The sequence below is a fragment of the Janibacter sp. Y6 genome (assembly GCF_040900765.1).
Taxonomy (GTDB): domain Bacteria; phylum Actinomycetota; class Actinomycetes; order Actinomycetales; family Dermatophilaceae; genus Marihabitans; species Marihabitans melonis.
On sequence record NZ_JAKLYZ010000001.1, the window covers coordinates 790804 to 803955 of the forward strand.

14 protein-coding genes are annotated in these 13152 nt (G+C 71.7%); 3 read left to right on the top strand and 11 right to left on the bottom strand.

The features are described from left to right. Positions 1 to 22 precede the first annotated feature (22 nt). On the top strand, positions 23 to 1165 hold the full coding sequence (locus L6241_RS03640) for an LOG family protein (protein WP_368244894.1): 1143 nt from the start codon (positions 23 to 25) through the stop codon (positions 1163 to 1165). A 115-nt stretch (positions 1166 to 1280) separates the two neighbouring features. Here L6241_RS03640 and rlmN read toward each other — a convergent pair whose 3' ends face one another. From rlmN to pyrH, 4 genes are all read right to left on the bottom strand, one after another. Continuing rightward, a complete protein-coding gene (gene rlmN / locus L6241_RS03645) occupies positions 1281 to 2489 on the bottom strand; it encodes a 23S rRNA (adenine(2503)-C(2))-methyltransferase RlmN (protein WP_251720738.1) in 1209 nt (402 codons plus the stop codon). Further along, positions 2489 to 3391: a phosphatidate cytidylyltransferase gene (locus L6241_RS03650; protein ID WP_123092760.1), complete on the bottom strand. Its 903-nt coding sequence runs from the start codon at positions 3389 to 3391 to the stop codon at positions 2489 to 2491. Before L6241_RS03650 ends, rlmN begins: the two co-directional genes overlap by 1 nt. 21 nt (positions 3392 to 3412) lie before the next feature. Further along, positions 3413 to 3970, bottom strand: a complete 558-nt coding sequence (gene frr / locus L6241_RS03655; RefSeq protein ID WP_068274711.1) for a ribosome recycling factor — start codon at positions 3968 to 3970, stop codon at positions 3413 to 3415. A gap of 111 nt (positions 3971 to 4081) precedes the next feature. Continuing rightward, positions 4082 to 4810: a UMP kinase gene (gene pyrH / locus L6241_RS03660; RefSeq protein WP_068274708.1), complete on the bottom strand. Its 729-nt coding sequence runs from the start codon at positions 4808 to 4810 to the stop codon at positions 4082 to 4084. A 161-nt stretch (positions 4811 to 4971) separates the two neighbouring features. Here pyrH and L6241_RS03665 point away from each other — a divergent pair, with 161 nt between their 5' ends. Together L6241_RS03665 and L6241_RS03670 are read left to right on the top strand one after the other, a co-directional pair. Continuing rightward, positions 4972 to 5550, top strand: coding sequence for a TetR/AcrR family transcriptional regulator (locus tag L6241_RS03665; protein WP_191565106.1), 579 nt, complete (start codon positions 4972 to 4974; stop codon positions 5548 to 5550). Between the two features lie 63 nt (positions 5551 to 5613). Continuing rightward, positions 5614 to 6183 (top strand): antibiotic biosynthesis monooxygenase, encoded by a 570-nt coding sequence (locus L6241_RS03670; RefSeq protein ID WP_123092757.1) that lies wholly within the window; start codon positions 5614 to 5616, stop codon positions 6181 to 6183. A gap of 72 nt (positions 6184 to 6255) precedes the next feature. Here L6241_RS03670 and tsf read toward each other — a convergent pair whose 3' ends face one another. From tsf to L6241_RS03705, 7 genes are all read right to left on the bottom strand, one after another. Next, entirely contained in the window at positions 6256 to 7083 is an 828-nt protein-coding gene (gene tsf / locus L6241_RS03675; protein WP_368244897.1) for a translation elongation factor Ts, read from the bottom strand. Positions 7084 to 7123: 40 nt separating this feature from the next. After that, positions 7124 to 8035: a 30S ribosomal protein S2 gene (gene rpsB / locus L6241_RS03680; RefSeq protein ID WP_368244898.1), complete on the bottom strand. Its 912-nt coding sequence runs from the start codon at positions 8033 to 8035 to the stop codon at positions 7124 to 7126. A gap of 295 nt (positions 8036 to 8330) precedes the next feature. Beyond that, positions 8331 to 9677 carry an ABC transporter substrate-binding protein gene (locus L6241_RS03685; protein ID WP_229299194.1) on the bottom strand — a complete coding sequence of 449 codons (1347 nt, stop codon included), beginning with the start codon at positions 9675 to 9677 and terminating at the stop codon, positions 8331 to 8333. Beyond that, entirely contained in the window at positions 9674 to 10747 is a 1074-nt protein-coding gene (locus tag L6241_RS03690) for a branched-chain amino acid ABC transporter permease (protein WP_123093256.1), read from the bottom strand. Before L6241_RS03690 ends, L6241_RS03685 begins: the two co-directional genes overlap by 4 nt. Next, positions 10747 to 11622, bottom strand: coding sequence for a branched-chain amino acid ABC transporter permease (locus tag L6241_RS03695; RefSeq protein ID WP_229299195.1), 876 nt, complete (start codon positions 11620 to 11622; stop codon positions 10747 to 10749). The genes L6241_RS03690 and L6241_RS03695 overlap by 1 nt, the downstream gene beginning before the upstream one ends. 12 nt (positions 11623 to 11634) lie before the next feature. After that, positions 11635 to 12339 (bottom strand): ABC transporter ATP-binding protein, encoded by a 705-nt coding sequence (locus tag L6241_RS03700; protein WP_123093258.1) that lies wholly within the window; start codon positions 12337 to 12339, stop codon positions 11635 to 11637. Further along, complete coding sequence (locus L6241_RS03705; RefSeq protein WP_368244900.1) at positions 12332 to 13150, bottom strand: ABC transporter ATP-binding protein; 819 nt, start codon at positions 13148 to 13150, stop codon at positions 12332 to 12334. The genes L6241_RS03700 and L6241_RS03705 overlap by 8 nt, the downstream gene beginning before the upstream one ends. Between the last annotated feature and the right edge of the window lie 2 nt (positions 13151 to 13152).

Below are 13152 nucleotides of genomic sequence, written 5' to 3' on the forward strand. Positions count from 1 at the left end.
GGGCTGTGCGACGCTGCCGGGCATGACCACCGAGCACCGCCCGCAGGTCGCCAGCGACGAGGTGCGCCCCCACCCGGCCCACCGCGAGATCACCCGGCCGATCGCCCTTCGCGCCGTCCTGTCCGCGGGTGTCTCGCTGCACGGCGCGCGGATCCAGGACGTCGACCTCGGCCCGTACGAGGCGGACCTGCTGGCGCGCGAGGACCTCGCCGGGCTCGTCGTCCTCGGCGGCGAGGTCTCGGACCGGCTCGCGCACCACCTGCGCCTGCACGGCGCCCTCGTCTTCCCCACCGACCCGACGTGCCCGGTCAACCCCTACCGCGCGACGCTCTACCGGCCCGAGGAGCTCTACGACGGGATGCTCGACCGGGGCTACGCGAGCACCCCCGACGCGCTCGCCTACGCGTGGAGCCGTGAGGCCGACCAGGCGCACGACGTCTTCGTCACGCTCGTGCGGGCGATCCACGACGACTCGGTCTCCGACGCGCTGACCGAGGTGCTCGACGGGCGCCGCGTCGTCGGCGTCATGGGCGGTCACGCGCTGCTGCGCGGCACGACGGAGTACGCGGGCGCATCGCGGCTGGGCCACCTGCTCGCCCGCGCCGGGGACGTCGTGCTCACCGGCGGCGGCCCTGGGGCGATGGAGGCGGCCAACCTCGGCGCCCTCGCCCCCGACGTCCCCGCGCTCGACGCGGCTCTCGAGGCGCTGGCCGCCGTGCCGTCCTTCCGGCCGGACGTCCAGGCCTGGGCCGCGCTCGCGCTCGAGGTGCGCGAGGGCCTCCACGACGAGGGACCGGTCCGCTCCGTCGGCGTGCCGACGTGGTTCTACGGCCACGAGCCGCCGAACGTCTTCGGCCAGGGGGTCGCGAAGTACTTCTCCAACGCGCTGCGAGAGGACGCCCTGCTCTCGCGGTGCACCGCAGGGCTCGTCGTGCTGCCGGGCGCGGCGGGCACGGTGCAGGAGATCTTCCAGGCCGTGACCCCGCTGTACTACGCCGCCGAGGGCGTGCCCGTGCCCCCGCTGGTCCTCGTCGACGAGACCCACTGGGAGCGCACCATCCCCGTGCTGCCGGCGCTGCGGGCGCTCGGCGCGCAGCGCGGGCTCGGGGCGAGCACCCACGTCGTCGGCACGGTCGAGGAGGCTGCCGCGCTGCTCGCCGGCTGACTCCCCCTTCGCCGAGGTATGGAGATCTGCTCCCTCGGGAGGCACACGAGATGCACATCGCCATACCTCGGCGAAGGGGGGGTGGGGCGAAGGGGGGGTGGGGCGAAGGGGGCGGTCAGGCGGTGGCGGCGGCGAGCTGGCCGCAGGCACCGTCGATGTCGCTGCCGCGGGTGTCGCGGACCGTCGTCGGGATGCCGTGGGCGCGCAGCCGCTCGACGAACTGCTGCTCGACACCGCGGCGCGAGGCGGTCCACTTCGAGCCCGGGGTGGGGTTGAGCGGGATCGGGTTGATGTGCACCCAGCCCTTGCCGCGGGCGGTGAGCTTCTCGCCGAGGAGGTCGGCGCGCCAGGCCTGGTCGTTGATGTCGCGAATGAGCGCGTACTCGATGGAGACGCGGCGGCCGGTGGCCTGGAAGTAGCGGTACGCGGCGTCGATGGCCTCGTCGACCTTGTAGCGCGTGTTGATCGGCACGAGCTCGTCGCGCAGCTCGTCGTCGGGGGCGTGGAGCGACAGGGCGAGGGTCACCGGGATGCCCTCGGCGGCCAGGCGGTCGATGCCGGGCACGAGCCCGACGCTGCTCATCGTCAGCGAGCGGGCGCTCATGCCCAGGCCGTGCGGGGCGGGGTCGGTCATCCGGCGGATGGCGCCGATGGCCGCCTTGTAGTTGGCCAGCGCCTCGCCCATGCCCATGAAGACGACGTTGGTGACCCGCTGCGAGCCGCGGCCGCCGTCGGCGGGGGCCTCGGCCTCCCCGGCCTCGGCCCCGAGCTCGACCCCGCCGCTGGCGGCGACCGGGCCGGCCTCGCGCAGGACACGGTTGGCCGCGACGACCTGGTCGACGATCTCGGCCGCCGACATGTTGCGGGTCAGGCCCTCCTGGCCGGTCGCGCAGAAGGGGCAGTTCATGCCGCAGCCGGCCTGGCTGGAGATGCAGATCGTCGCCCGGCGGGGGTAGCGCATGAGGACCGACTCGACGAGGGCGCCGTCGTGCAGCCGGTAGACCGACTTGATCGTCGCGCCCTGGTCGGCGGTGATCGAGCGCACCGGGGTGAGCAGGGTGGGCATGAGGGCGGCGACGAGCTCGTCGCGGCCGTCCTTGGGCAGGTCGGTCATCGCCGCGGCGTCGTCGGTGTGGTGCACGTAGTAGTGCGTCGAGAGCTGCTTCGCGCGGAAGGCCGGCAGGCCGAGCTCGCGCACGGCGTCGGCCCGCTCGTCGACGTCGAGGTCGGCCCAGTGCCGCGGCGGCTTGCCGCGGCGCGGGGCCGTCATCGTCAGCTGACCGGGGACCGGTCGGCGGGTGCTGGGGTCGGGCAGGTCGGTCATCAGGTCACCGGGGAGATCAGTCGCAGGGCGGCCCAGACCACGGGGGCCACGAGCGCGAGGGAGTCGAGCCGGTCCATGAGCCCGCCATGGCCGGGGAGGATGTTGGACATGTCCTTGATCCGCAGGTCGCGCTTGATGCTCGACTCGACGAGGTCGCCGATCGTCGCGACGGGTGCGACGACGAGACCCAGCAGGGCGCCGTGCCACCACTGCCCCGTCTCGAAGGTCAGCGGGATGGTGATCGCGCCGACGAGCGAGCACGTGAGCGCCGAGCCGGCGAAGCCCTCCCACGACTTCTTCGGCGACAGCGCGGGCGCCATCGGGTGCTTGCCGAAGACGACGCCGACGGCGTAGCCGCCGATGTCGGAGAAGACGGTGATGAGGATGAAGGCGAGGATGCGCCACTGCCCCTCGGGCTCGGCAACCATGAGTGCGGCGAAGCCCGCGAGGAAGCACGGGTAGAGCAGGGTGAAGGCCCCGGCGGAGACGTCGCGCAGGGCCCCGTCGAGCCCGTCCGCGACCCGCCAGACGACGACCGCGACGAGCGAGAGCGTCGTCGCGAGGACGAGCGCCTCAGGACCGCGCAGGTAGGCCGCGACCGTCATGCTCACCGCGCCGATGCCGACGGGCACGAGCGGCATGTAGATCGAGCGCTCGGCGAGCGCCTGGCGCAGCTCCCACACGGCGATGATCATCGCCAGGGCGACGATGCCGACGAAGATCTCGCGCCGCACGAACAGGCCCGCGGCGACGACCGCCCCGAGGAGCACGCCGACGCCGACGGCGGCCGGCAGGTCACGACCCGCGCGGCTCGTCGGCTTCGGCGGCTGGGTACGTCTCTCGGCCCGCCGCTGCGGCGGGTCCTCGACGACGGGTGCCTCGACCGGCCCGATCTGGTCCATGAGCGCCTCTCTCCCGCGGGGTCAGACCTCGGAGAGCTCGGCTTCCTTGGACTTCAGCAGCGAGTCGACGGTCTCGGTGTAGCGCTTGGTGAGCGCGTCGAGCTCCTTCTCGCCCCGGTTGCCGTCGTCCTCGCCGACCTCGCCGTCCTTGACGAGCTTGTCGATCGTGTCCTTGGCGGCACGGCGCACGTGGCGGATGGAGACCTTCGCGTCCTCGCCCTGGGTGTGCGCGAGCTTGATGTACTCGCGGCGCCGCTCGGCGGTGAGCTCGGGCATGACGATCCGGATGACCTGGCCGTCGTTGCTCGGGTTGGCGCCGATGTCGCTGTCGCGCAGGGCCGCCTCGATGGCGCCCATCGAGCCCTTGTCGAAGGGGGTGATGAGCAGCGTGCGTGCCTCGGGGGTGGCGAAGGAGGCGAGCTGCTGCAGGGGCGTCGGGGCCCCGTAGTAGTCGACCGTCACCTTGCTGAAGAGACCGGGGTTGACCCGGCCGGTGCGGATGCCGGCGAAGTTGTCCTTCGCGACCTCCACGGCCTTGTCCATCTTCTCCTCGGCCTCAAGGAGGGCGTCCTCGATCATCCTGCGGCTCCTTCTGCTCGCGGCTGTGCGCCGGTGGTCTGCGGTGCCGCCGGGCGGCACCTCGTGCGTGGTGGCGCCGCGACGTCACGTCGTCGGGGCCAGTCTCCCAGATCAGGGATGGACGAGCGTCCCGATGTGCTCGCCGAGCAGGCCGCGGGTGACGTTGCCCTCGCCCTCCATGCCGAAGACGACCATCGGCAGGCCGTTCTCGGCACAGAGGCTGAAGGCCGCGGCGTCGACGACCTTGAGCCCGTCGCGCAGCGCGTCGGCGTAGGTGACGTGGTCGTACTTCGTCGCCCCGGGGTTGGTGCGCGGGTCGGAGTCGTAGACGCCGTCGACGCCGCTCTTGGACATGAGCACCGCGTCCGCGCCGATCTCGAGGGCGCGCTGGGCGCTCACGGTGTCGGTGGAGAAGAAGGGCATGCCGGCGCCGGCGCCGAAGATCACGACGCGGCCCTTCTCGAGGTGACGGATCGCCCGACGAGGGATGTAGGGCTCGGCGACCTGGCCCATGGTGATGGCCGTCTGCACCCGGGTGTCGATGCCGGCCTTCTCGAGGAAGTCCTGCAGCGCGAGGCAGTTCATCACCGTGCCGAGCATGCCCATGTAGTCGGCCCGCGTGCGGTCCATGCCCTGCTCCTGCAGCTGGGCCCCGCGGAAGAAGTTGCCGCCGCCGATGACGATGGCGACCTGGACCCCTTCGCGCACCGCGGCCGCGATCTGCTCGGCGATCGCGCGGACGACGTCGGGCGCGAGCCCGACCTTGCCGCCGCCGAAGACCTCGCCCGAGAGCTTGAGGAGGACCCTGCGATAGGGACGGGCGGGGGTCGTGTCGGTCACGGACGATCTCCTCGGGTGGTGCACGGCCCTCACGGGACGCAGCGGTCTGGCCGACAGCGATCCTTGCACACGACGCAGACCTCGGGACGCCAGGCGCGGGCGCACGCCCCCATCGCACCCCTGAAGTCGCTGCGGCACAGGAACATTCGTACACTCACCATGTGCCAGAGACGCTGCGGGACCGGATCGTCGTCGCCGCGGCCGAGCGGACCGCGGCGCACGGGTGGCCACGGCTGACGATGAGCCGGCTGGCGAAGGACGTCGGGGTGAGCCGTCAGACGGTGCACGCGGAGATCGGCACGAAGGACGACCTGGGTCGCGCCGTGCTCGTCGCCGAGATGCGCGCCTTCCTCAGCCGGGCTCGTGACTCCTTCGGCCGCCATCAGGGCGACCTGCCCGCCGCCGTCGAGGCCGGGGTGCGTGCCGTCCTCGAGCTCGCCGACGAGAGCCCGCTGCTGCGCCGCCTCGTGTGCTCCTCGCACGGGGCCGACACCGCGGTCCTGCCGCTCCTCCAGACCGAGCCCGCGCTGCTCATCTCGACCACCCGCGACGTCGTCGTCGGCATGGTCGGCCTCGAGGACGACCACCTCGCCCCGGAGCAGGTCGAGACCCTCGTCGACGTCGTCGTGCGCACGCTCCTCTCGCACGTCATGCACCCCACCGACACCCCGCAGCGCACCGCTGCCCAGGTCGCCTGGCTCGTGCGCTGCACGATCGCCGGCCAGCGCCACGCGTCCTGATCGCCGTCGCCCGTCCGGTCGCCCGATGCGGTGACCTCGCCGTGGCGACGGCATGATCTGGGCGTGAGCACTCCCCCTTCGCACCCGGTGACCGTCGCCATCACCCGTCAGGTCGACCCCCAGGACGAGATCCTCATGCAGGCCTGGGCCGACGCGGGCACGACGATGGCCCAGCGCTTCCCGGGCTTCCTCGGCTCGGGCTGGGTGCGCCCCTCCGCCGGCTCGCACGAGTGGCACATGCTCTACCGCTTCGACTCCGCGGAGAGCCTGCGCCGGTGGGAGGGCTCACGCGAGCGCACCCAGTGGCTCGGCGCCGGGGCACGGCTCGTGCGCGCCACCCGGGTCGAGCACCGCACGGGCATCGAGGGCTGGTTCGACGAGCCGACCGAGATCGAGGTCGCGGACACGGTCGCCGCGCCACCGCGGTGGAAGCAGATGGTCGTCATCTTCTGCGCCTTCTTCCCCACCAGCGTGGTGCTCACCTACGCGCTCGCCGGTCCGACGGCGGGCTGGCCCGGCTGGGGACGCGTGCTGCTCACCTGCGCCGTCGCGATCCCGTGGATGACCTACGTCTTCCTCCCCTTCGTCACGCGCCTCTTCTCGCCGTGGACCCACCCGCGCCGGGCCGGCTGAGCCGGGCCGTCCCGGGCATGACGAAGGGGGCGCCCACCCGATGGGTGGACGCCCCCTTCGTCGGTGCCTGGCTCAGGCGCCGACGCGGAAGCGCGCGAAGGCCGTGGCCTGCGCACCTGCCTCGTCGAGGACCTTGCCGACGGTCTTCTTGGCGTCCTTGGCGAAGGGCTGCTCGAGGAGGACGTTCTCCTTGAAGTAGCCGTTGACCCGACCCTCGATGATCTTGGGCAGGGCAGCCTCGGGCTTGCCCTCCTCCTTGGCCGTCTCCTCGGCGATCCGACGCTCGTTCTCGACGGTCGAGGCGTCGATCTCGTCGCGGGTGAGGACGCTCGGGCTGAAGGCCGCGATGTGCATGGCCACGTCGCGCGCGACCTGCTCGTCGCCACCCTGCGCGCCGACGAGGACACCGATCTGCGCGGGCAGGTCGGGGCTCGTCTTGTGCAGGTAGGCCGCGACGGTCGGGGCCTCGACGCGGGCGACCCGCTTGACCTCGATCTTCTCGCCGATGGTGGCGTTGGACTCGTCGAGGAGGTCCTTGACGGTCTTGCCGTCGACGGTCGCCGCGAGCAGCTCGTCGGCGGAGGACGCCTTGGACTCGACGGCGGCCTGGAGGACCTGGTCGGCGAGGGCGCCGAACTTCTCGCCCTTGGCGACGAAGTCGGTCTCGCACAGGACCTCGACGAGGGTGCCGACGCCGGAGCCCGCCTGAGCGGCGACGAGGCCGTTGGAGGTCGTACGACCCTCGCGCTTCGTCACGCCCTTGAGGCCCTTGACGCGCAGGATCTCCGTGGCCTTGCCGGTGTCGCCGTCGGCCTCGTCGAGCGCCTTCTTGACGTCGAGCATGCCCGCGCCGGTGGACTCGCGCAGCGCCTTGATGTCAGCGGCGGTGTAGTTCGCCATGAGTGTGGTGCACTCCTTCGGTCGTGATGGGGGTGGTGGCTCAGGCCTCGGTCGACGCGTCGGCAGCCGGGGCGGCGTCGGCGGCGGGGGCGGCGTCGGCGGCGGGGGCCTCGACCGGGGCGGCGTCGGCGGCAGGGGCCTCGGCGGCGGGGGCCTCGGCGGCCGGGGCGGCAGCCTCGGCGTCACCGGCGAGCAGCTCGCGCTCCCACTCGGCCATCGGCTCGGAGTCGGCCTGGCCCTCGGTCGCACCGGAGCGGCCACCGGAGCGGGCCATGAGGCCCTCGGCGACGGCGTCGGCGACGACGCGGGTCAGCAGCGTGACGGAGCGGATCGCGTCGTCGTTGCCCGGGATCTTGTAGTCGACCTCGTCCGGGTCGCAGTTCGTGTCGAGGATCGCGATGACCGGCAGGCCGAGCTTGCGCGCCTCGTCGACAGCGAGGTGCTCCTTCTTCGTGTCGACGATCCAGACCGCGGAGGGGACCTTGCTCATCGAGCGGATGCCACCGAGGGTCTTCTCGAGCTTGTCCTTCTCGCGCTGGAAGAGGAGGAGCTCCTTCTTCGTGTAGCCCGAGCCTGCGACGGTGTCGAGGTCGATCTCCTCGAGCTCCTTCAGGCGCGTGAGGCGCTTGGAGATCGTCTGGAAGTTGGTCAGCATGCCACCGAGCCAGCGGTGGTTGACGTAGGGCATCCCGACGCGCGTCGCCTGCTCGGCGATGGGCTGCTGGGCCTGCTTCTTCGTGCCGACGAAGAGGATGGTGCCGCCGTGGGCGACGGTCTGCTTGACGAACTCGTAGGCGTCGTTGATGTAGGTCAGCGACTGCTGGAGGTCGATGATGTAGATGCCGTTGCGCTCGGTCATGATGAAGCGCTTCATCTTGGGGTTCCAGCGTCGGGTCTGGTGCCCGAAGTGGACGCCGCTCTCGAGGAGCTGGCGCATGGTGACGACGGCCATGCCGTGTCCTCCTGTGCTCGTGGTTGTCAGTTGTGTCCTGGCGCCTGCGTACGCACCCCGCCCGATCGCTCGGGACTGCCGTGGTGCGCCCCCGTTCGGAGATGGATCTCGTCACGGGCGAGAAGACGCGCGAATTCATCCGGACAGACCGGATGTGCCCCTCATCGTACGCCGGGGGGTGCCCCCGCCCGAAATCGTCGCCGGTGGCCCGCCCGGACGACCACAGGGCACGACGAAGGGGGGCGGCCGGGCCGCCCCCCTTCGCGCAGGTGCTCGTGGTGTCACCGCGTCGCGGTCACTCCGTCTCGGGCACGTCCGGGATGCCGCTCTCCGGCGGTGCGTCCTCGGCGACGGCCTTGTCGGCCGGGGTGATCTCGGCGTCGCCGATGTCGGTGACGAGGACCTCGGTGAGGTTCTCGTAGTCCTCGCCCTTGACCTGCGAGACCGCCATGCCCGACATGCCGAGGTGGCTGTCCGCCGACCAGCGGAAGGGCGCCAGGCCCGGGCCGGGCCACGTCGCGCCGTCCTTCTCGATGACCTCGACGACCCGCTCACGGGTGAGGTCCTTGCCGGAGGCCTGCAGCGCCGAGACGAAGGCGTAGGCCTGCGACATGCCGTAGATCCGGTAGTTCGTCAGCTCCCCCTTCGCGCCGTGCTCGTCCCAGACCTTCTGCCACAACTTCACCCACGGGCTGTCCGGGGTGTCCAGACCCGGGATGTACTCGGTCGTCATCATCCCGTCGAGGGTGCTGCTGCCGTCGGTCACCTTGCCCTTCGAGAAGGTCGAGAGCAGGTCGCCGACGAGCTTCGCGTCCGAGCCGACGTTCGTGTACATCCACTTCGGCTTGTAGTTGAGCTTCATCGCGGCGAGCTGGCTGAGCGCGGTGTAGCTCGGGGTGTTGAAGCCGATGACGAGGTCGGCGCCGGACTCCTTGAGCTTCGAGATCTGCGGACCGATGTCGGTGTTGCCCGAGGCGTACTCGGTGCGCTCGACGATCTGGTCGTCGATGTACATCCGCAGACCCTTCTCGCCGTCCGCGCCGAGCTCGTCGGCCTGGAGGAAGAGGCCGACCTTCGCGTCGGGCATCTTCTCCTTGATGTACTGCCCCATGATCTTGCCCTCGATCTCGTAGTCCGGCTGCCAGCCGAACGTCATCGGGCGCTCCTTGGGGTCGTTGCCCCACAGCTGGGCGCCCGAGGAGACGAGCAGGTCGGGGACCTTCTCCTGGTTGAGGAAGTCGACGACCGCGCTGTGGGTCGGGGTGCCGAGCCCGCCGACGACCGCGAAGACCTCGTCCTTGAGGACGAGCTCGTCGACGACCTTCGAGGTGTTCGTCGGGTTGTACGCGTCGTCCTTGACCGAGTACTCGATGGTGCGGCCGTGGACGCCGCCCGCCTCGTTGACGTAGTCGAGGTAGGACTTGAAGCCGGTGTTGATCTCGGAGTAGCCCGGGGCCGCGACGCCGGTGAGCGGCTGGTGGGTGCCGATCTTGATCGTCGTGTCGGTGATGCCGGTCGTGTCGCCGGCCTCCTCTCCGGATCCGCCGCCGGAGTCGCCGTCGCGCCCTCCGGCGCCGCATCCGGCGAGGACGAGGGCTGCGGTGCTCGCGGCGACCGCCGCCCTGAGGGAGATGCGCTTCATGATGTGCCTCCAGGGGTGGGGTGAGAGGTGACGGACGGGGTCGGACGGGTGACCCGGCTCCGGGCGCGCAGCCGCAGCAGCGACCCCACGAGACCGGACGGGGCGAGCAGGACGACGACCATGGTCGTCAGCCCGAGGACGAGCGGGGCGAGCTCGGCGGACTGCAGGTCCGACAGCCCGGCGCTCGAGCCGAGGTTGGTGACGACGGTCGGCAGGAGGGTGAGCAGCACCGCGCCGAGCAGGGCCCCGGTAAGGGTCCCGAGGCCGCCGAGGACGACGGCCATGAGCAACGACAGCGAGAGCGTGAGGGTGAAGCCGCTCGGCGCCGCGATCCGGGTGACGAGCGCCATGAGGCCGCCCGCGAGACCGGCGCACGCGGTGCTGACGACGAAGCACAGGACGCGGTTGCGCCCGAGGTCGATGCCGGCGAGCTGGGCGGCGACCGGGTCGTCGCGCACCGCCCGCCACCGCCGTCCCACCCGCGACTGGCTGAGGTTGCGCAGGAGGAAGAAGGTGAGGACGAGGCAGGTGACCGAGATCGTCGCGAGCCACTGCGTCGGCTCGACGTCGGTGCCGGTGAGGAAGAAGATCGCGTCGTCGGCGACCTGCGGCACGTCCGGCGTCGACACCCGCAGGCCCGGCTCGCCGCCGAGCGCCTCGCGGAAGTGGATGGCCAGCGAGGGCACCGCGATCGCCAGGGCGAGGGTGGCACCGGCGACGTAGGGGCCGTGGAGCCGGGCGGCGGCGATGCCGACGACGAGGCCGACGAGCATCGTCACGAGCACGGCGGCGACGAGCAGCACGAGGACCGGCAGCTCTCGGCCCTCCTGGAGGAGCAGGGCCGTCGTGTAGGCCCCGATCGCCATGAAGGCGCCGTGCCCGAGCGAGAGCTGGCCGTTGACGCCGATGAGCAGCGTGAGGCCACCGGCTGCGACCGCGAAGTAGGCGACCGAGGCGACCTGGCCCTGCCGGTAGCCCGAGAGGAGGTCGATGACGAAGACGGCGACGACGAGGACGGCGAGCGAGGCGAGGGCCCGGCGCAGGAGCGGCGAGGCGAGCAGGCGGCGCATCAGACGGCCCGCTCGACCGAGGTGGAGAAGAGACCGCCGGGCTTGACGAGCAGCACGACGACGAGGACGACGAGCGCCGCGAGGGGCACGAGGCCGGAGCCGAGGTAGCCGCTGACGAGCGAGAGCGTCACCCCCATGAGCAGGCCTCCGACGACCGCTCCCCCGGCGCTGTCGAGCCCGCCGAGGACGGCGGCGACGAAGCCGTAGACGACGACGCCGTCCATGTAGGACGGGTGGACGAGACCGCCGCCGGCGATGAGCAGACCGGACAGCGAGCCGACGAGCGAGGCGAGGGCCCAGCCGAGGGTGAGCGTGCGCGTCACCCGGACGCCGAGGATGCGGGCGACCTCCTGGTTGAAGGCCGCGGCGCGCATCGTCAGACCGAGGTCGGTCTTGAGGAAGAGCAGCCGCAGCAGCGCCATGACCGCGAGGACGCACAGGACGCTGAAGATGCTGAAGGGCGTGAGGGCGAGCGTCGTGCCGCCGACCTGCACCCCGGAGAGCCCGAAGGGGGCGGGGAAGGAGGTGAAGCTGCTGCCGAAGATCACCGCCGCGAGCGCGTGCAGCACGATGAAGAGCCCGAGGGTGAGGATCACCGGGTTGATGTGGTTGTCGTGGTCGACGTAGCGGATGACGAGCCGCTCGACGAGCGCGCCGAGGACGAAGCCGGCGGCGAGCGCCACGGCGAAGCCCACCCAGTAGCTCGCGCCCGCGTCGATGAGCGTCAGGGCGACGAAGGTCGTCACCATGGCCATCGGCGCCTGGGCGAAGTTGACGATGCGCGTCGACTGCCAGATGAGCACGAGGGCCAGGGCGAAGGCCGCGTAGACGACCCCGACGGACAGGCCCCCGAGGACGGTGTTGATCAGCTGCACGGCATCTCCTTCTCAGTAGCCGAGGTAGGCATGGCGCAGGCCCTCGTCGGCGGACAGCACGGCCGCGCTGTCCTGGGCCACCACCCGCCCGAGGTTGAGGACGACGCCGACGTCGGCGATGGACAGCGCGCTGCGGGCGTTCTGCTCGACGAGCAGGACGGTGAGGCCCTGCGACTCGACGAGCTGACGGACGATCCCGAAGATCTGGGTGACGATGCGCGGCGCGAGACCCAGGCTCGGCTCGTCGAGCAGGAGCATCCGGGGGGTGGCGAGCAGGGCGCGCCCGATGACGAGCATCTGGCGCTCGCCGCCGGAGAGGGTGTGCGCGAGGGCCGCGGAGCGGTCGCCGAGGACGGGGAAGAGGTCGACGACGTCGTCGATGCTCATCGCGGTCCCCGAGCGTGACCGGCCGAGCTGACCCAGGCGCAGGTTCTCGCGGACGGTGAGCTCGGTGATGACGCCGCGCCCCTCGGGCACGTGCGCCATCCCGGCGCGGGTCATCGCGTCGGTCGACAGGCGGGTGATGTCGCGGCCGTCGAATCGGATGGTCCCCTTGTCCGCGCGGTGCAGACCCGAGATCGTCCGCAGCAGGGTCGTCTTGCCGGCGCCGTTGGCCCCGAGGACGGCGGTGATCCGCCCGGCCTCGGCGACGAGGTCGACGTCGTGGAGCGCGGTCACCGGGCCGTAGCGGCTGGTGACTCCGACGAGCTCAAGCACCGTGGCCCCCCGTCGTCTGCGCGGGCCCGTCGTCGACGGCGCCGCCGAGGTAGGCCTCGAGGACGTCCGGGTCGTCGCGGACCTCCTCGGGCGTGCCGGTCGCGATGGTGCGCCCGAAGTCGAGGACCGTGAGCCGGTCGCACACGCGCATGACGAGGTCCATGTGGTGCTCGACGAGCATGACGCAGACGTCGCCGGCGAGGTCGCGGATGATGTCTCCGAGCTCGCTCATCTCCCCCTCGGACAGACCGGAGGCCGGCTCGTCGAGGAGGAGCAGACGGGGCTCGGCGACGAGGGCGCGAGCCAGGGCGACCCGCTTGCGAAGGGGGTAGGGCAGCCCCCCGACGACCGAGGCCGCGCGATCGCGGATGCCCAGCCGCTCGAGGACGTCCATCGAGCGCTCGACGAGCGCCTGCTCGTCACGGGCCCCGCGCGGCAGGGCCAGCAGCGAGGAGAAGAAGCCGGCGCGCGAGTGGACGTCGGCGCCGACGAGGACGTTGTCGAGGACGCTGAGACGGTCGAAGAGACCCAGGCCCTGCAGCGAGCGGGCGACGCCGCGCTCGACGAGCGAGCTCGGTCCCCACCCGGTGACGTCGGCGCCCTCGAAGGTCAGCCGGCCCTGCGTCGGGGTGACGAAGCCGCAGGCGACGTTGAAGAGGGTGGTCTTGCCCGCGCCGTTGGGCCCGATGACCCCGAGGACCTCGCGGGGGCGGACGTCGAGGCTGACGTCCGAGAGGGCGACCACGCCCCCGAAGCGGACGGTGATGGCGTCCATCTCGAGCACGGGCTCAGTCTTGACAGGGGTGGGCACGA